The following is an 18,602-nucleotide window of genomic DNA, read 5'->3' as shown; positions in this document are numbered from 1 at the left end:
TACCCGATAGATCAGTGAATCGAATGATACGGATTTATTGGAATTGAAAAATTGGAAGATTTGAAAATTGAAAGATTAGTCTATTCCAAATTTTTAATTGGTGCCGTAGGCACTCTACCTTTCATGCCTGTCCGCCTTGGAGGAACCTTGGGCGGAGCCAATGGTAAAATAGAGCCCCATACCATTCCCTCCCGCGCAGGATCATCATTTGGAATACATGGGTTGATGCGGGAGGATGGAAACGGGTTTATTTTACGGATTGAAAATTCGATAATAAAGATTCGACATTGCAAATTTCGAATAGCAGAAATAGGGTCTTAGATTCTATTTCAGGTAAGGGAAACATGCTAGCCGAGTTGCTAGGGAGGGAGTTACAAATGACCTGTTTAGTTCAATCCTAATGCTTCTATTTGAAGCTTTTGGAGTTCAGTTTTAAGTAGGACAATCGTTTCTGCGTAGGCTGGATTTCCGATCAAATTGTTCATTTCATAGGGATCGGAATTTAAGTCATAGAGTTCTGCTTCATCAAATCTGAGCCATTTAATGTATTTGAATTGATCCATTATGATTACCCGATAATCCAGTTGAGCAGTCCAGGGAAATGGCTGTTCATTACTAAAGTATTCTACTAAAGCGGAGGATCTGATTTCTTTCTTTTGACCAGTGATCAAAGGAATCAGGGATTTTCCCTGTATAGTTTTAGGCAATTCTAATCCCGCCGCCTCCAGTGCTGTGGCTGACAAATCGATGGACAATACCAATCCGGCTACCTTTGCTTTTTTGTTGCCTAGTGCTGGATAGTTGATAATCAGGGGTGATTTGATAGACTCTTCGTAAGGCAATCTTCGCTCAAGTGAAAATCCATGTTCTCCAAAAAAATAGCCATTATCGCTCGTCAGGATGATCAATGTGTTTTCATACACCCCTTGTTTTTTAAGTTCAGCGACAATCTTTCCTAGGCTTTCATCGACTGCAAGCATCATTTCAGCACGTCGTTGGATAGAGGCTTCCGACACACCTAAGTCCATACTATTGCCCCATCTGGGATCTTCTTGCAGGATAGTGGATCGGATTTTGAAGGCATTTTGAATGACTGGCTTGTCCCCATCCGCCTCCGATGTAGGTGAATAGGAGGGACTCCTTTTGAAGATTTTCCCTTCATACAATCCTTGGTGTCGTTCTGCAGGGATAAATTCCTTTGGTACGCTCAGATCTGTACTTCCATCATTCCGCTGAAAGGATTCCGGATGAATGGCTTTATGTCCAATATACAGGAAAAAATTGTCGCTCCCATTGCGCTCGATAAACCCCACTGCTTTGTCAGTAAAGATATCTGTGGTATATCCTTTTGCCATGTAAGACCGACCATCCTCATACAGCAAGGGATCGTAACTGCTGCCTTGTCCTTCCATGCATACCCAATAATCATAGCCTGGTCTTGGAGCCGAACTGTTACCCATGTGCCACTTCCCGATATGGGCTGTTTTATAGCCGGCTTGCTGGAGGTATTTTGGGAAAAGGTCAAGCATAAAGCTTGCCTGGTCCCGAGAAGTGTTGTCAATAATCCCATGCCTAGAGGGATATTGACCGGTAAGGATACTGGCTCTATTGGGAGAGCAAAGCGGAATAGCATGATAGGCCCGATCAAAAGTTGTTCCTTCGGCAGCCAAGCGGTCAATATTAGGAGTTTGGAGATACGTATGTCCACCACCGCTCCATTCATCAAATCGCATGTCATCCACCACTATCACCACAATATTTGGGCGTGTACTTTGGGCCATAGCTTGGAAGCTGAGGAGGCAAAAAGCAAAAATGGAAAGTAGAATTTTCATTTTAGAACGGGTCAATGGGGTGGATGATTTAGTAGCACAAAAGGAAATCGAATATACTAAAATACTCCAGGTAAAGTCTTCTGGTTAGGGGCTTTGGCTCGATCAAACTCTTTGATCCATTTCCTGTTTCTTTTGCATGGAACCCTACGCAATTATCGACGAATCTTCGTTTCCAATTATTAAAATTGGATTTACGGGAAATAAAAGCACTGATCAGAACTTTCAGTCTTATCTGGACCAAACCAAGGCTTGCTATCGGAACGGGGGCCCGCTAGTCCTAATCTTCGATGCTTCCAAAGCCAGTATTCCCAGCTTAACTCATCAAAAGATGCAGGCCAATTGGCTCAAAGAAAACGAAGACCTGATGAAAACCCATTGCATGGGTACCGCCTATATTATCCCAAATGCGGCGATTCGTGGGATTCTTAAAATGATTTTTTCCTTTCAAAAGCAACCTGTGCCATACCGAGTTGTTAAGACTGAAACCGAAGCCCTAGACTGGGTGAATGCAATGCTTTAATTTTCTTTCAATAAAAGCGTATCAATCCCAAATTGAAGCATCTCTAGATCTGATAATTCGTGGAATTGATTTTGGTTTACCCAATTTATCAAAAGCTTTATTTCAATCGGCCAAATGATGAGTCTAGGATCTGAGTCACACTCCGCGCAGCAACTTATAGTATAGGTATAAAAAGCCTTACTTCCCGGTAGAAACCCTACTTTACCCCCAAACTTTTTAATGGTTAATAGTTCATTCCCTTTACTATCCCATAACTTGGTTTCAGGAGTGCCAACCTTCGGGCAGGTGGCGGTCAGATAAAATTCACCGAAATCTGAAATATCTACTGAAGAAATAATTTCTGCGTGCCCTTCTAAAGAGACAACTTCACTTCCAAGAGAATCATAAACTGTAGAACCATTTATTTTCAATGCGCCATCATTTGAATAGGCGATAATATCTTCCTCAAATCCGTACGAATTAGAATACTTAGAATCGAGTAATGGGATCACTTTTAGATCTTTTAAAGCACTTTTGTCTTTTGAATTAGGCACAAATACACCTTGGATAATTTTACCTGTCCCTAAATTTTCACCAATCAGATTCCAAATCGTGGTAGTACTAGAATATTCTGCCAATACATAAGACCCGCTGCTATCACTGTAAAAAGTGGTCTTACTATCAAAAGGAATCGTTAATAATGGCATTTTTTGCAGGTGAAAAGAAACGGTATCACCTTTCAAATCAATCGTACTGACGATATGTTCTGAGGAGCTGTAATTTGCTCTGATCAATTGAGAACTTGAGCTACTAATTTGAAATTCTAAAGGTGTATACGTATCAAAATTCCTCCCTAGATATTCTTGTTCGATAAAGGGTAAGGAGATTATGTTTGCTTTATTATCTTTTGGTAAAACCAAATACCTATTGTCAAATGAAAAATTGAGATCGTCTAATCCATCCACCTGATTATAAGATAGATATTGCTGGTATAAAGGATCATTATACCAATCTTGAGTTTCTTCATTCCATCTGTTTCTTCCTAATCTGGTGAAGCGATCCTTAAGATCCCAAAGCTCAACCATATATTCAGCATTGTCAGTTTCCGGGATATAATAAAAAAGACCAAAATCCTTATGAGGAGAGAGAATAGTTCTGCTCAACAATAAAAATTCACTCATTTGCCTAATTCCATTTTTTATCAAAAAACGTTCAGATACTCTTATATCAGGCGGGGTATACTCAAATTCAGAAGACGGTTTTAAGTATTTCATCGGTTGAGCTTGAGCATCATAAAATGAATTTCCATGAAGTTCACCTAAATAGTAGTGAGGATTTGAATAAAAAGCCCTCAACAGGGCTGAATAAGCCTCCGTAATCGTACTATCGTATTTTAGAGAATATTCTGCCAGTCTGAAACTTACCGTGGCATCTGTCTGATTCAACAGATTTGAAGAAGCATTCAAACTACTGGCAATTGCCTTTTTTGCCTGGGTTCTGGCAATTACTGTCTGCTCAATTGCTTCATTTTTATTTTTAATGGCTTCAACTGTCTGATAAACAGAAAATCCTAAAAGGCCTATCAGAAGTATGAAAGCAGAATTCCTGATTAGTTTCCACCTGCGTTGTGCTTTAAGTTCCTCACTTGCCAGATCCTTTGGTGCTTTACCATGAAGTTGGGCTGCTAGCTTAAGAAGCTCCTTTTGAAAAAGTGGATTTGATAAAGAGAGATCAGTTTTATTTTTTAAGGGTCTAAGATCAATGTAAAAGGGCTCTTCCTGAAATTTATTTTTTAAAATATCAGGAAGGGAATTGTTTTCAGTTTCCTTAAACTCCTTTTTGGTATCATTCCAAATTATCTCCCCATCTGTCAAAGCGATTAAAAGCGTATCAATTGATTTGTTTTCAATCCAATATTCGATTTCTTTTCCAACCCATTTTGACTCAGTGGACTTGGGCGATGCCATATAAATTAAATACTCAGATTCACTTAAGGCCTTTTCTATATTAGCCCATAAATGGGGTGAAACAGAAAGACTAGACTCATCTCTAAAAACATTTAATACACGTCTCTTCCACCAGGGTAAACCAAATCTTTGCAGCCCTTTTTCCAATGCAGGGGCAAGCATACCATCAGCAGCATGAGAATAGGATATAAAAGCATTATACATCTATTGGAGAATTACTATTACAGTCAGGCAACATCTCAACTCTTTAACCTACAAAACTTTACAATTACTTGTTGTTTTAGCAGGGTTTAATTTTGAAATCACACAACTATTAGCTGTCAAACTTTCAAGCTCTAAACTTTCTTGTCGCTAATTTTTATTACCTTAATTCGATTCTATTCCTGTTTTAATCTTTCTTACTCAACCCTAACTAACCATGCTTCATTTACTCAAAAATCTGCTTAAACCTGCTTTTTTACTCTGCCTACTTTTCCTTGGCTTTACTGCCACAGCACAAGATGGGACCATTTACCCCCTTGAAAACCCAAGCGAGCCCAATGCCATCCTATTAGGGACAGGTGGGGTAGCAGATCAACCAGCACCAGAGACCTGGTTTCGACAGTGGGGTGATCCCATGGCTCGCAATATCTCTACGGCGACCTTAACGCCTTTTCTTCCAGCTCCAGGCACAGGAAATGGTGCCGCGGTGATCGTCGCACCAGGGGGAGGATTTAGCTGGCTATCCATGGGAAATGAAGGTTGGGAAGTAGCTGAGGCCTTGGCAAAGCAAGGAATTGCGGCCTTTGTGCTGAAATATAGACTTTATCCAACTCCAGAGACCTTGGATGATTTTTCTGCTTGGATGAACCGGCCAAGACCTGCTCCTGCAAGCGATGGAAGCGCCACGACCACTGCGCCTTCTCCTTTAGAGCGAGACCTTTCCAATCAACTCGAAGACGCGGAAGCTGCTTATGCGATGATCTTGGATCGGGCAGAAGAATGGGGGGTCGATGTATCCAGAATAGGAATGATCGGCTTCTCGGCAGGAGCCGGACTGACCATGCATGCCACGCTTCATTCGCAAACTATGGATCTGGCCTTTATCGGTCCGATCTATGGAGGAATGGGTGCAGTGGATGTTCCCAAAAATGCGCCTCCAATGTTTAATGTAATCGCTACGGATGATTTTCTTTTTCGTGGACAATTTGGGGTAATCGATTCTTGGTACAAAGCTGGAATCCCAGTAGAATTTCATCTCTACCAAAACGGGGGACATGGATTTGGTCTTGGCAACCCTGGACGTACCAGCAACCGCTGGTTTGATGCTTTTATCCACTGGCTGGATGTAAATAAGTTCCTTGTGAAAGCGAAGGAGGAGATTTGAGGGGAAGGTATTTCCTGAGAACAAGGAGGGCTTTCACGAAGGCACAAAGAAAACATAGTCTTTGAATTGAAAAATTGGAAGATTGAAAAATTAGTCTATTCCAAATTTTTAATTGGTGCCAAAGGCACAAAACCATTCATGCATGTCCGCCTTGTAGGAGCCTTGGGCTTAGCCCGTGGATAGCGCTAATCCTTGTCAATGCCTCCCGGGCAGAATCATCATTTGAATAAATTGGTTGGTGCGGAAGGATGGAAACGGATCTATTTTTTACCACAGAGACGCAGAGGACACGGAGTTTTAGCAGGGTTTTTAGTTTATACCACATAGCCACAGAGAAAACATAGCTTTTGAATTTTTGAAGAATTGAAAAATTACCGTAATTATTGTTTTTACAAAAGCTCCAGAGGAGCGATTTGATTGTAGCCCCGGCCCCGATAGTTATCTGGGTCAACCCGGGGTAATAAGTGTCATTTCTGTTTCCCTCCCGCGCAGAATCATCATTTGGAATAAATTGGTTGGTGCGGGAGGATGGGAATGGATCTATTTAATGAATTGAAAATTCGATGATCAAGATTCGACATTACAAATGTCGAATAGCAGAATGATTTTCTTTTTCGGGGACAATTCGGGGTAATCGATTCCTGGTACAATGCTGGAATTCCCGTAGAATTTCACCTTTACCAAAACGAAGGACATGGATTTGGACTGGGCAACCCTGGGCGTACCAGCAATCGCTGGTTTGATGCCTTTATCCACTGGCTGGATGTAAATAAGTTTATGGCGGCAGAGTAAGGGGACCAAAGGGGGGTAACCGCATAGGAATCATAGAAAGCATAGTTTCTAAGCGTTTTTTGTTTACCTCTTCATTCAGCAGTCCGAAAATGACAAAGTGTACACGAATCTAATTCACCCTTTCAGCGGGCTAGGGGGTAAACCACCTAGCCACAGAGAAAACATGGTTTTTGAGATTTGTAAATAGATGAAAAATCAACTAAACACTCACCATTAACCAGTACCGTAGGTACGACAGCTCGGTAGACCGGGTCCCGATAGCTATCTGGGGCAACCCGGATAAATAGGGTGTCAATGATGTTTCCCTCTCGCGCATGATCATCATTTGGAATACATGGGGTAGTGCGGAAGGATAAAAACGATTTTATTTTACGGATTGAAAATCCTATGATCAGGATTCAATATTGCAAATGTCGAATAGCAGATTTCTTTTTAAAAGGCTTGAATGGGCTAGATGATTTGTAAAGGCAAAAGAAAATCGAAAATCCTAAAATGCTCTAAGTGAGGTCACCTGGGTAGTGGAGATCGCTTTCGATATCCCAAATCAAAAACGCCCAAGGCTTCGCCGCCTAGCGGTTTTTCCGCTTCCGATTCGAAACTAATTTGATGAAGGCTTTCCATGTCTTCCACAAACTTCCAGATGGAAATTATGGCTTAATCAAACTCTTTGAGTCATTTCAGGTTGATAGGGCATGGAACCCTACGCAATCATTGACGAATCTTCGTTTCCAATTATTCGAATTGGATTTACTGGAGCTAAGAGCACGAATGAAAACTTTCAGGCTTACCTGGATCAAAACAAGGCTTGCTATCGAAACGGTGGCCCACTTGTCTTGATCTTCGATGCTTCCAAAGCCAGCATTCCCAGGATCGCCCATCAAAAGATGCAAGCCAACTGGCTCAAAGAAAACGAAGAACTCATGAAAGCCCATTGCTTTGGTACGGCCTATATTATCTCCAAACCGGTTATCCGGAGCATCCTCAGCATGATCTTTTCTTTCCAAAAGCAACCCGTCCCATACCAGATCGTCAAGACGGAAACCGAAGCCCTAGATTGGGTCGAAGGGATACTGGCAGGAAAATAGAGGGAAGCAGGAATTACAAATTCCTGAAGAATAACAAAGCGTAGATGCAATCTACGCTTCGTCCTAATCAAGATTCTACACCGAGCGGGGGAATTATTCCTTTTTACCTCTCTGATGATCTTGTGGATGGCTTACTTTTTTGATAAAGCTAGTGGCACCTTTGGGTAATGTAATAGGCATTCTTCTTAACCCTTCTACAAAAATTTCCGCTGCAGATTTTCCGGACTGATCCAGTGCTATCCGTACCACAGATTCCAGTGGGAATTCCTTTTCAAAAGGGATTACCAAGGCTTTTCTGGCTTGAACAAGGATTCCAAATGAACCTGGCGTATTTCCGAAGCTTAGGCTGGAACCGGTGAATAATCCCTGCTCGTCAAATTGCAGGATGGCAAAAGGGGAGACCTCCGTTAAATCAAGCTGCGTATTTAGCTTGGAATGAATAAAAGAGAACAGCAGTATTTTTTGTTCCTCCTTTATCCATTCTTTTACTGAAATGGTGGTGGATGCGGACATGATTTCCAAGGCGGAAAATGTTCTAGTTTTTCCATCCTGGAAATGCAGGATTAAGTTTTGGGAAATAGTGTAAGGTTTCATGATAACATGGGTTTAGGTAAAACATGTCATCACCAAGAAATAGGAAGGGATTGCAGGTAAACACTTTTGGTCTGCAAAGACCCTCATCGTTTTACCACCGTGGCGTTTGACTCGGTTGGTATCAGACTTGCTGATTCTTGATGATCCTATGAAATAGCTAGATTATTTTTTTAAATGCAACATAAACGCTTAAATCTGACACTTTTTGTCAAGATGAATGTCTACTCAAGGATTTCTGACTTCTTGCTAAATCTTAGGTGGAACAAAAAATTCATCAGTTTAAAACATCAACCATCTTACTAAAAATCAAACGAGAGTGGGAAAACCCTCTTGAATTAAAAAATAATAGAAAAGTAAAAAATATTTTTTTAACAAAAACCGCATAATTGACCTAAAAATAAAGGATTTATAATACACTGACCAGTAATGTGTTGAAACATGACCTAAAGTCTATTGCTTTTTCAAACTAAATTCCCTTACTTCTAAAAGTTTTTATTCTATTCTTTCATTTAACCTTAAATTTTTATGGAAAACAAAGTTTCCATCTCGATCCCTGCGGCGGATCTCAAGGCGATTAAAGAAGCAATCGCAATTTTACAGGCTAAGCTTAGCCCAATGCTCATCGCCCTCACTCCAAAGCAGCGTAAAGACCTGTTTAAAATGGGTGAGGCCTCCAAACCTTTCGTGGAGAAAGTACTGGAGTACGCTAATTCCAATTCGGAATTTCTTCCTGCCTTTGCCAATGTGGAAGAAATGAATAAAGATTGGAAAGCGCATCATGAACTCAACCCTTGCTACAATGCACTCAATCAGATCGTGAGTAATCTGGGCGATACCGTATTGCTGCTAGGGGCGGATCTGATGAAACCATCCAATGCCTACTACAATTCTGTACAGATGGGCGTAAAAATGGATGTGCCTAATGCCAAGCCGATCTATGCAGATCTCAAGGTGCGGTACGAACAAAAGCCCAAGAAGAAAGAAAATGGGACTGAAGATTAGTTAAAGTTGATTTAATGCTTAACACCGATACTGTCTGCTAGTTGAGCAGGCAGTATTTTTTTTATGCCATTCCGAAAGGACTCTTTTTAGGTATAAAGTCTCTAAATACTCGTGCTGAACCTCGGAATACACGTTCCGAACCTCGAAATAGACGTTCTGAACCTCAAAATACAGGTTCGAATCCTCGAGATACACGTTCTAAACCTCAAAATACAGGTTCTAATCCTCGAGATACTCGTTCTAAACCTCGAAATACAGGTTCTGAACCTCGAAATACTCGTTCTGATCCTCAAGAACCTAGATTTGAACCTTTAATTAATCGTTCTGAGTCTCAAAATACACGTTCTGAACCTCGAATTAGTCTTTATGAAGTAAGAAAAGCATAATCAGATGGGATGTGAGCAATTGTAAATTCTGAAAAAATAAAAAAGCGTAGTTATAAACTTCGCTTAGTTCAATTGAAGATTAAAATCTATCCCCAGAAAGGGGATTAGGCTTCAATAAATGAAATTTCATACGATTATGAGGCCTTAAATTTGATTTTTTGATAAATAAATTGTCTAGTTTTTTAAATTTAAAAACTAAAAATATTCTTCACATCTTTTTTTTTAATTAACCTAAATCCATATTATTGGAACTTATTATTTCTAATACTTATGAATGATATTTTTCTAAAAGTCCAAGAAGAGGGGACTGAAAATCACGGAGGTTATGGAGCAACACTTTTCGATCCTAGATGGAAAGCAAGAAGAATTGAAATACTTGAACGTGATGGTAGAAAATGTAAAATTTGCAATTCATCAGAAAAACTTCAAGTTCATCACAGACAATATCATTTTTCAAGAAGTTTAAACAGGTTTAAAGACCCTTGGGAATACTCAAACAACTTAATGGTTACACTTTGCCAAAGTTGCCATCAAAAAGGACATCGAATATATAAAGTTCCAACTAAATACATTAAATAATTAAGCTATGGGTCTATTTGATTTTTTTAAAAAGAATAAATCAAGAGAAGGTGAAGAACACCTAGTAGGTAATCCTTCAAACGAAATCCCAAAAGATATTTTTGTGGATGATAATGAGCCAAATGAAAATTCTGAAAATTTCTTTAACAAAGAACAGGTTAAGGGAATCGAATCAATTTATCAATTTCTTCAAGCAGATTATGAAAGCCGTGGTTATAGTGATGCTTTGATCAATCCAGATGATTCCTATAAATCAGAAAACATAAAACTAATTAGATATGATTTAGAAATTTTGGTACAAAAGGTTACAACTTATTACCAAGATTTAATCAGAGAATTGGACTTTCACATGCAATCAAGGAGTAGAGCTGGTTTAATAGATCTCGTAGAGGAACTAAAAACACGAAAGGATATGGTTTTAGAACATATGGAAAAAGTTTCAGAACTTAAAAAAGATTCCGAAACAAATGCTGGTATGACACAAAGAATAGTTTTATCCTACCAAAGAGGATTTATGAGAGGATTATCTGCATTGACACAATCTAAAGTTCTAAATAAGATTTTATGAAAGATTGGTGGCTGAAATTTGGATGTTTCCTTACTGGATATAATTATCAAATAATTAAAAACTCAAGTGAAGTTTCTGCAAAAGCTGTAAAAAAATACTTGTCAGCACTTTTAATAATTTCGGGTGTATGGGGTTTTATTGGTTTCTTTTTCACACAACGGTATCTTAAGACAGAACTTCTTGGTTCTGTTATTGGATCAGTTATTTTAGTTTTTTTGATCATTCAAATTGAAAGACAAATCATTCTTTCTATAGGTAAAAATTTATGGGCATCTTCCTTCCGAGTCGTAATTGGATTAGTTATGGCAATTTTAGGATCAATTATAATAGATCAAATCATTTTTAAAGAAGACGTTGAAAAAAGAAAAATCTCTGATATTCAATCGGAAGTAAATAATTTGCTACCTATTAAGACCTTAGAGCTGAAAAACCAAATTGCTCAGATTGATTCTTTATTGAATTCCCGAGATTTTGAAAGAAATCAAATATCTAATGAAGTCTCATTAAGGCCTACTATTTCAATTCCTAGTTCTGAAGGAGAATTTGCTACTGATTCTACTGGAAAAATGGTTTTAGTAGGAAGAAAGGTATCAAATACAAGTATTTTAAATCCTAAAGCAGAATTGATACCTTTAATAGACAAGCAAATAGCCGAACTAAGGGACTCAAAGAATGAAAAGGAAAAACAAGTAATTAATATGCAAGAAGTTTTAGAACAAGAATTAAAGTCAAAAGTTGGATTTCTTGATGAACTGAAAACTCTTTTTTCGATTATTTTAGAATCTCCAGTTGCTATTTTTGTTTGGGTCCTTTGGTTTATCTTTTTTCTAGCGATTGAATTATTTGTACTTGTATCCAAACTCGGAGACAATTTAAATGACTACGATAAAACCATTACCCACCAGATGAATATTAGATTAAAAATGCTTGAAAAACTTGTTGAAGAATAAGTTTCAAACAAAAAAGACAGTAAAGAGTGGTAATTGTCTGGATTAAATCGAGCCTATATTAATGGGATCGAATAGAGCAAACGGAATATATCCTAGGAGGTAATTGTTAGCCTTGTAAAAGCATTGTAAATTTAATCGTTAAAACTTTTTCAAGTACGACCTATTAACTACTAACCCTCCAAACTGGTCATCCGAGGCATCCTCAGCATGATCTTTTCTTTCCAAAAGCAACCCGTCCCATACCAGATCGTCAAGACGGAAACCGAAGCGCTAGATTAGTTCGAAGGAATCCTATATTTTAATAAAAAAGAAAGCAGCGAATACCATCTTTTATTGCACAGGTTAAAAGTTTTTTCACAAAAAATTACTTATAAGATTTAACTAATTCAGCCAAACTAGCAGTAAAAGGGAATGCGGAAGCATTTCCTTTTTTGTATTTATCCAATTTTTTGAACGCCCAACTTTTTCTAAGAAATTCTTCATTTGTGATTGGTTCAAGGCTAATAACCAAATAAAAATCATTTGAAGTGGATGGGTATTTCAATTTTAATAGTTCAGTTTTTGAAAAAATCTTAGGTCCTTTACTTACGATTTTCCATAAACGACTTGAATCTTTATCTCCTTTTGTATGAAGGAGTAAATATTTAGCACTTACTGTTTCTAAATCTAGATTTAATGAACCATTTCCTGTTCCAGTTCTAAAATTGTATTTCCATTCTTTTTTAATCCAGTCTAAATGCGCTTCAGATTTGTAATATCCAATAAGCACATATGTTTCATCTGGAATCAAGTGTCTATTTTCTCCAAAAGGTTCAGGCAGTAAATCATCTACTCGATCTTCCTTAAGAGGTTTGTTCTTATAAACCTGAAGAGTTTTTAAAGCTATTTTTTCTCGCTGTGTAGCTCGATCGATAAAATGATTAATCACCTCAAGGATAAAACCTTTAAGTTGTTCTGTTCCATCTTCACTTTTAGAAGGTCTTACAGGGAATGCCCCCAAGCCTGGGATAATTTCATGGAAACCAGCTCGACTTATTTTTTCAGTCCCCGGGTAAAGTACATACGCACCAGCAGACCTTCTAATTGCATCTTTATAGGCATGCATCTTCAAGAGATCCGCGTTTTTGTATTCTCCTTTTCGATTTTCTGTTTTTTCTATATTTAAATCGGCTTCAATATCTTCATCAATAAATTTGATGATATTTTCCACCTTGTATTTAGCATCAAAATGAATATGAACAATCAATTCTTCTTTCTCTGCTTGAGTTTCATCAATTCCAAAGGGCCAAATGGACAAGGTATAATCTGGTCTTAAAGTAGTGGTCCAACTTCCAGAAGAGGGATAGTCATTTTTACCTTGGAATGAACGGTTGTAGTTGAATTGAACATTAAATTTTCTTGAACTCGAATTATACACTCCCTTTAAAGGGGTGAATTTTCCTTGCTTCAATTTTAGATTTAAGCCATTATCAGTTAGTACGATTAGATTTTGTATATCTTCTGGTTCAATAGCAAGCAAGGATTGTAACAGCTCTAATAATTTGAAGAATAACCAATATTCATATAACGTTGCAATATCCTTCTTTCCTCCATCATAGATATCTTCTCCGCCTTCCCAGATTAGTTTTGCAGCAAGGTCAAAGATTAACCAAACGCGCAACACTTCTCGATAGCCTTCTTTTCGCTGAAGTACGGGGCTATTTAATTTAAGGGTAGTGGGTCTGGAAATTTCACTAAACAAAGAATGTTGCAAATAGGATTCTAAATCTTGAATAAGTTGAAATGATTCCTTTTCAAGTTGATTCCCTTTCGATAGTTTTTGGGCTCTAGCATTAATCTCTACGCTCAATTTCAAAAAAGTCTCTAATGCATGTTTGATAAACCTGTTCTCAGGTGTATCTACTGAATCAGTTTTACGTGCACTTCTAATCTTAACTGGTACTGACTCTAATCCATATTGCCTTAAGGAATGGCTTATAGGTAAAGCAGTTCTGTTATTCCCTTTGACCAATTCTTGAATTGATGCTCTACTAAATCGTTTAATTTTTCGAATATCAGTGGGTTCCTCTTCCTCCCGCCAAGTAGTCACAGGATTTGAAACTATGCGATGAACTGCTTCTGTAAAATCACTTGACCCAATGATCGATTTTATAAATACAAATCGTTGATATAGCACCTCAGGACTGGTGTTATTAGAGTAATCAGGTTCAAATTTTTGAAATACTGGAGAGTTGATTTGTAATAAAAGGTCGGTAGTCCGTTCTGTGATGAACTCCAGCATATCTCGATAATCATCTCGATAGTTAGCCTTTCTAGATCGTACTTCGAGTTCTAAGGTATGTACTTGTATACCACCGGTTTTTTCATGAATAGGAATCTTTAGAGTTCCCACATAAATATTGGGTGCTATTGTTCCTAAATGGATTAATTTTTTATGGGCTTGGACGATATTTCCAGAATCCAGACTCAAATAATAATTTGGATCATTTATTTCATAATCATAGAAATGTCCTTCCAAGAGTTGATACCTCGCTTCATTATTAAGTGATGAATCAATTTCTTGGTCAAATAGAGTTCCTATTTGGCGCTCATAGATTTCCAAGACAAGTCCATCTTTAACCTGAGAAAGATCAATCGCTATTTTGGGAAATGCAGCCATGGTTTAAGCTTCTGCAAAACTTGCAAAACCATTCTCTATGGCACTTCGGTACATTCTGGCAATTTTCTCTAAGGATAGTGGGTATTTTACTTGATCAGAATTAAAGTCAAAATCCTCTTTATTTAAAACCTCAGTTTCAATTTTGAAATCTCCGACTAAACATAGCGGTGCTAATTTCACAAGTACCTTATTCAACTTATTCCTTGAACCATGAAGCTTTGGAAGTAATTTCTGAATAATGGCAATATCTAATTTCTGATTCAAAGTAAGAGTTGAATCAATAACCGATAGGTTTTTAATCAACCTTAGGATTTCTGTTGCAGATCTATAACCAAATTCAGCTCCTGCTTTCTTCAATTCCACAAAAAACCTTGCTAGCTCAGGATTGATCTTGTCCAGGTCTTCTTTCAAAGGGGATTTATCCAATGACAATTGGACAAAGCTCTTTGCCATTCCTGCTCCCTTAGAGATCAATGCTTCCATATTCACCTCACCAATGTTATCTAAAAAGTGATTCATTTCAGAAGCATCAATCCGAAATTCCAAGGTGTTTGCTCGGTCCAAGACTTTCGGGCTAAACATATGAGTAGTCTCATCAATATTGACAGTACCAATTATGAAAAGGTTTTTTGGAAATTTGATACTTGAAGGAACTCCGCTGATGGATTTAGACTCTTTATGTAATGAAATTTCTTCATTCGATTCCATAGCACTAAGGAAATCAGCAAAATATCGCTCCACATGACTTAGATTCATTTCATCCAAGATCAAAAAGTAGGGGAGTTCGGGATTTTCTGTTGCAGTAATAAGCAAGGCTAAAACTCCATTATCTGGCTTTACATACTCTTCCATATTTAGCGCATTCGGATAACCTAATAAGGGTTCTCGATTAGTCCAATCTGCACCAACAGGAACAACTTTGTATTGATTGTTTGTTTCGCAAACCCACTTCACAAATGCCTGTGCAAGTTTTGTTTTTCCAGAACCAGAAAGGCCAGTTAGAATTAGAAATGGCTTCGTAATTAAAGAAGAAATGCACCTATTTATTAAGATATAATCGAAAATTAATCCTGCGTTGGATATATCTGCAATAATATGTTTGGAATCAAAATCATCACCATGATGATCAATAGGATCAGGAGTTGAAGAAATTAATTTTGAATATTTCTCTATAATTTCATTTAAATCGTTTTCTATTTTATTCTTTTCTGGAAATGAGTTTATATCATAAGCCTGAAAAACATAAGAATCACCATATCTATATGGGGGTTTTAGGTTTTTTTCTTCAAAAAGTTCGTTTATGGTTTTTATTCCTTGGAGATTCCAAGTCTGGTTTGGTATATGCGTTTCACTAACGCCATGTGCAAGAATTAACAAGTCCTCATCTTTATAAAAAAGATATACTGGGTATATACCATCAGCTGTGGTATGAGGGGACTTCAGAAAAGAAATCCAAGGTATTTTCGCTTGAGAACCTTGACCAAAGCTTACTTTAACTTTTAATCCCTTATACTCCCTTTTATAATCTCGCGTTTTTAAATCCTCTGTTTTAGATTGATTTAAAAACTTAATTAATTCGTCATAATACCCCATAGTTTTTTCGCTCTTAAGAATAGTATCACCTTCCTTTATTTTAGTTTCTATTTCAAAACCTGCTTTTTTCAATAAATTGAAAGGAATTTCAACAGAATTTCCAAAATCTTCTAATGTCAAATCTTTTCCCTCTTTAATCTGATTTGCAATCGAAAGAACTAAAATTGGGGGGTAATTTTTTTCTTCATAAATCAAATCATAAGTAGAGGAATGTCTTCCCTTTTTTAATTCTGGATTCTGATCGATTTTTTGAATTGCTTGGATTAATTCATCCTTAGAAAAAGAAATTTCCATTTTTTGATCTTTAAAAATTATAGTTCAATAAGAATACATAACAAAGAAACTCGATAGCGCAATTGGAATTAAGCCAACTCCCTCAAATCCACCGGAACCACTCTCGAAACTCCCGCTTCGATCATGGTGATGCCATTAGCTAATATCCGTGCTAGCTAGGATGCGCTTGTTGGTTGTGAAGATAATAAATCAATCCAAAACGTATTTGTTAAATTTCATGTGTTTTTGTGTTGAATCAGATGTTTTAGTATCATTTCGATTCAACTTTAGCAATATACCTTGAGCTCATTCCGACTCAACTTAAGGATTAACAGGTCTTAGTTTGCTGTCCGATTTCCATGCTGGAGTAACTGTGCCATCGGCCACCTTTTCTACGAGTCCATAAAAAAACGTGTTGAACTTTGCTGCTGCTTCCCAGTCTATCTTTTGGTTAAGATCATCCTTGGGAGTATGATAGCCTTCACGGTACCATTGTCTGTAGATTTTTTCGCTCTCAGATCCAGGGGCAAAGCCAAAGACAAAATTGATAGCGGGAATTCCGGCTTGGATAAAGACCCATTGATCAGAGCGTCGGATGAGATTACGTTCGGGTTCAGGGTCGTTTTGAACTTTGATCCCCATGCTAGTAGCCACTGCTCTTGCATCGTCTCCAAGGGTAGTTTCATCCAGTGCATGGACGGTCATGATGTCTAGGGGAAATAGTGGACGGAGTTGATCCAAGTTGATGTTTGCAGCGATGCTTTCTTTAGGCACAGGAAGATGCTGCATCATATACTTTGAGCCAAGCAATCCTTTCTCTTCACCTGTGACGATTGCAAAAATCAAAGGTCTTTTAAATCCTTTTCCAGCTCGCCGTTCTGCCAATTGAATCAGTAGCGCCACATAAGCGGCATCATCCAGCGTACCATTATACAAACTGTCACCATCGACAGGAGTACCATAGCCATAGCCATCTAGGTGTGCGGTAAGCACTATTGCCTGATCAGCCAAACTAGGATCTGTTCCCGGTAGGAGGCCAATGATGTTTGGGGATTGTAAGGAACGATTTGATTTTGTGAAACTGGCACTAAAGCGGTCTGGCACTTCAAAAACTGGTAGTGGCTGGCCATTACTGCCCAAATCGATCAATTCTTTTGCGTTTTGTCCACTGCCTGCTATGATTTTGTTTAATGCATCAGAACCCGCATTGATGGTGAAGGTTGGTAGTGTAGGTGGGGTAGGATCAACAGCATCTGCAAGCCTCACGCTTCGACTGTAGGCAAATGGCCATCTTGGGGGTTCTATCGTAAAACCGGGATCTGCTATGAAGATGATTCCCAAGGCACCGCCTTCGCTCATGTATTTTATCCGGTCGGAATTATTGGGGAGTTCTTCACGTCTTGTCGCATGACAGATCACCCACTTGTCCTTCACGAGGGTTTGGCTTGTGGAATCACAGTAGCCACAATAGATCATCGGAGCTTCTGCGATTTCGGTAGCGCTTCCAGGCGAAAGATATATATCATGCAAGAACCTAAGTTCCCGTCCACCTACGCTGAAACTAGCTTGGGTGATCGCTTCTTCTTCCATACTCACCTCCTGAAACCAAGAGCCGTTATCACCCAGTGGTTCGAGTCCTGCGGCAGCGAATCGCTCCGCAACTACTTCCGCAGCTCGTTCATAGCCAGGAGAACCCGCATCCCGTCCTTCCATGGCATCGCTGGAAAGTACAGAAGTGGTTTCCCACCAAGCTTGGGTGTCTTTATCGAGTGAGGATGAAGTTTCAGTTGGTTGATTACATCCTAAGAGGAGTAAGACAAGCAGGAGAAAAGAGGAGTTGCGCATCGGAAATATGTTTTGAATTAAGATAGGGGGATTTTTTTGAATATTCTCTAAAATGAATTGGCTATAGGATTGGGCTAAAGCCCCCCAAATCTATGATTTCCCATTAGGTGGAATGGGCTAAAGCCACATTCCTATTTAAATGGCGCCAAATTTAATTGCCTCTAGAATATTTCTATTCAAATGTTGCCTGATTAATTTGCCTCCTGCTTTGGCTGAAAACATTTGGGCTAAAGCCCTTCTGATGCTCGAGATATTCTAATTGAGGAATGGGCTAAAGCCGCATTCCTATTCAATTTTGATTAAAATATTTCCATGATTGGGCTAAAGCCGTATTCCTATTCAATTGATTTCTATTGAATTATCTATATAATGAGCTAAAGCCGCATTCCTATTTAATTGGATTCCGATAGAATTGCCTCCTGCTTTAGCTGGAGGCAATATATTGATTGAGGTCCATATCTGGCTTTAGCCCAATGTTTTTCTAATTTGGGCTAAAGCCCACAAAATTATATTTTCTCATTAGGCGGAATGGGCTAAAGCCGCATTCCTATTTAAATAAAATCATATTTGGAATGGGCTAAAGCCACATTCCTATACAATTGGATTCTATTG

General features: G+C 38.4%; 14 protein-coding genes and 1 riboswitch. Of the genes, 8 read left to right on the top strand and 6 right to left on the bottom strand.

Annotation, left to right across the window (positions count from 1 at the left end; all coding sequences use genetic code 11):
* The first annotated feature begins 60 nt into the window (after positions 1 to 60).
* Positions 61 to 321, top strand: coding sequence for a hypothetical protein (locus P8O16_RS14715; protein WP_300316201.1), 261 nt, complete (start codon positions 61 to 63; stop codon positions 319 to 321).
* A 65-nt stretch (positions 322 to 386) separates the two neighbouring features.
* Here P8O16_RS14715 and P8O16_RS14710 read toward each other — a convergent pair whose 3' ends face one another.
* Positions 387 to 1,832 (bottom strand): sulfatase-like hydrolase/transferase, encoded by a 1,446-nt coding sequence (locus P8O16_RS14710; RefSeq protein WP_300316200.1) that lies wholly within the window; start codon positions 1,830 to 1,832, stop codon positions 387 to 389.
* Between the two features lie 136 nt (positions 1,833 to 1,968).
* On the opposite strand from P8O16_RS14710, the gene P8O16_RS14705 reads away from it, so the two are divergent.
* Positions 1,969 to 2,352 carry an STAS/SEC14 domain-containing protein gene (locus tag P8O16_RS14705; RefSeq protein WP_300316199.1) on the top strand — a complete coding sequence of 128 codons (384 nt, stop codon included), beginning with the start codon at positions 1,969 to 1,971 and terminating at the stop codon, positions 2,350 to 2,352.
* Here P8O16_RS14705 and P8O16_RS14700 read toward each other — a convergent pair.
* Complete coding sequence (locus tag P8O16_RS14700; protein WP_300316198.1) at positions 2,349 to 4,502, bottom strand: toll/interleukin-1 receptor domain-containing protein; 2,154 nt, start codon at positions 4,500 to 4,502, stop codon at positions 2,349 to 2,351. The two genes, P8O16_RS14705 and P8O16_RS14700, sit on opposite strands and share 4 nt — an antisense overlap.
* A gap of 214 nt (positions 4,503 to 4,716) precedes the next feature.
* Here P8O16_RS14700 and P8O16_RS14695 point away from each other — a divergent pair, with 214 nt between their 5' ends.
* Positions 4,717 to 5,664: an alpha/beta hydrolase gene (locus P8O16_RS14695; protein ID WP_300316197.1), complete on the top strand. Its 948-nt coding sequence runs from the start codon at positions 4,717 to 4,719 to the stop codon at positions 5,662 to 5,664.
* A 1,484-nt stretch (positions 5,665 to 7,148) separates the two neighbouring features.
* On the top strand, positions 7,149 to 7,541 hold the full coding sequence (locus tag P8O16_RS14690; RefSeq protein ID WP_300316196.1) for an STAS/SEC14 domain-containing protein: 393 nt from the start codon (positions 7,149 to 7,151) through the stop codon (positions 7,539 to 7,541).
* A 93-nt stretch (positions 7,542 to 7,634) separates the two neighbouring features.
* Here P8O16_RS14690 and P8O16_RS14685 read toward each other — a convergent pair whose 3' ends face one another.
* Entirely contained in the window at positions 7,635 to 8,135 is a 501-nt protein-coding gene (locus P8O16_RS14685) for a hypothetical protein (protein ID WP_300316195.1), read from the bottom strand.
* Positions 8,136 to 8,187: 52 nt separating this feature from the next.
* Positions 8,188 to 8,284, bottom strand: a riboswitch (SAM-I-IV-variant riboswitch).
* Positions 8,285 to 8,750: 466 nt separating this feature from the next.
* On the opposite strand from P8O16_RS14685, the gene P8O16_RS14680 reads away from it, so the two are divergent.
* From P8O16_RS14680 to P8O16_RS14665, 4 genes are all read left to right on the top strand, one after another.
* A complete protein-coding gene (locus P8O16_RS14680) occupies positions 8,751 to 9,137 on the top strand; it encodes a hypothetical protein (protein WP_300316194.1) in 387 nt (128 codons plus the stop codon).
* Positions 9,138 to 9,848: 711 nt separating this feature from the next.
* The gene (locus P8O16_RS14675; RefSeq protein WP_300316193.1) at positions 9,849 to 9,989 is read left to right on the top strand and encodes a hypothetical protein; all 141 of its coding nucleotides are present in this window, start codon (positions 9,849 to 9,851) and stop codon (positions 9,987 to 9,989) included.
* A gap of 120 nt (positions 9,990 to 10,109) precedes the next feature.
* On the top strand, positions 10,110 to 10,670 hold the full coding sequence (locus P8O16_RS14670; RefSeq protein ID WP_300316192.1) for a hypothetical protein: 561 nt from the start codon (positions 10,110 to 10,112) through the stop codon (positions 10,668 to 10,670).
* Positions 10,667 to 11,620 carry a DUF4407 domain-containing protein gene (locus P8O16_RS14665; protein ID WP_300316191.1) on the top strand — a complete coding sequence of 318 codons (954 nt, stop codon included), beginning with the start codon at positions 10,667 to 10,669 and terminating at the stop codon, positions 11,618 to 11,620. Before P8O16_RS14670 ends, P8O16_RS14665 begins: the two co-directional genes overlap by 4 nt.
* A 364-nt stretch (positions 11,621 to 11,984) precedes the next feature.
* Here the strand turns inward: P8O16_RS14665 and P8O16_RS14660 are convergent, their stop codons facing one another.
* The 3 genes from P8O16_RS14660 to P8O16_RS14650 form a co-directional block, all read right to left on the bottom strand.
* Complete coding sequence (locus P8O16_RS14660; protein ID WP_300316190.1) at positions 11,985 to 14,279, bottom strand: DUF2357 domain-containing protein; 2,295 nt, start codon at positions 14,277 to 14,279, stop codon at positions 11,985 to 11,987.
* Between the two features lie 3 nt (positions 14,280 to 14,282).
* The gene (locus tag P8O16_RS14655; protein ID WP_300316189.1) at positions 14,283 to 16,166 is read right to left on the bottom strand and encodes a DUF3578 domain-containing protein; all 1,884 of its coding nucleotides are present in this window, start codon (positions 16,164 to 16,166) and stop codon (positions 14,283 to 14,285) included.
* A 300-nt stretch (positions 16,167 to 16,466) separates the two neighbouring features.
* Positions 16,467 to 17,990, bottom strand: coding sequence for a M28 family peptidase (locus P8O16_RS14650; RefSeq protein WP_300316188.1), 1,524 nt, complete (start codon positions 17,988 to 17,990; stop codon positions 16,467 to 16,469).
* Positions 17,991 to 18,602: the final 612 nt, after the last annotated feature.

Origin of the sequence: Algoriphagus sp., assembly GCF_029254265.1 — a bacterium.
Taxonomy (GTDB): domain Bacteria; phylum Bacteroidota; class Bacteroidia; order Cytophagales; family Cyclobacteriaceae; genus Algoriphagus.
Note: the sequence above shows the minus strand (reverse complement) of the source record. Positions and strands in the feature narration are given on the sequence as shown.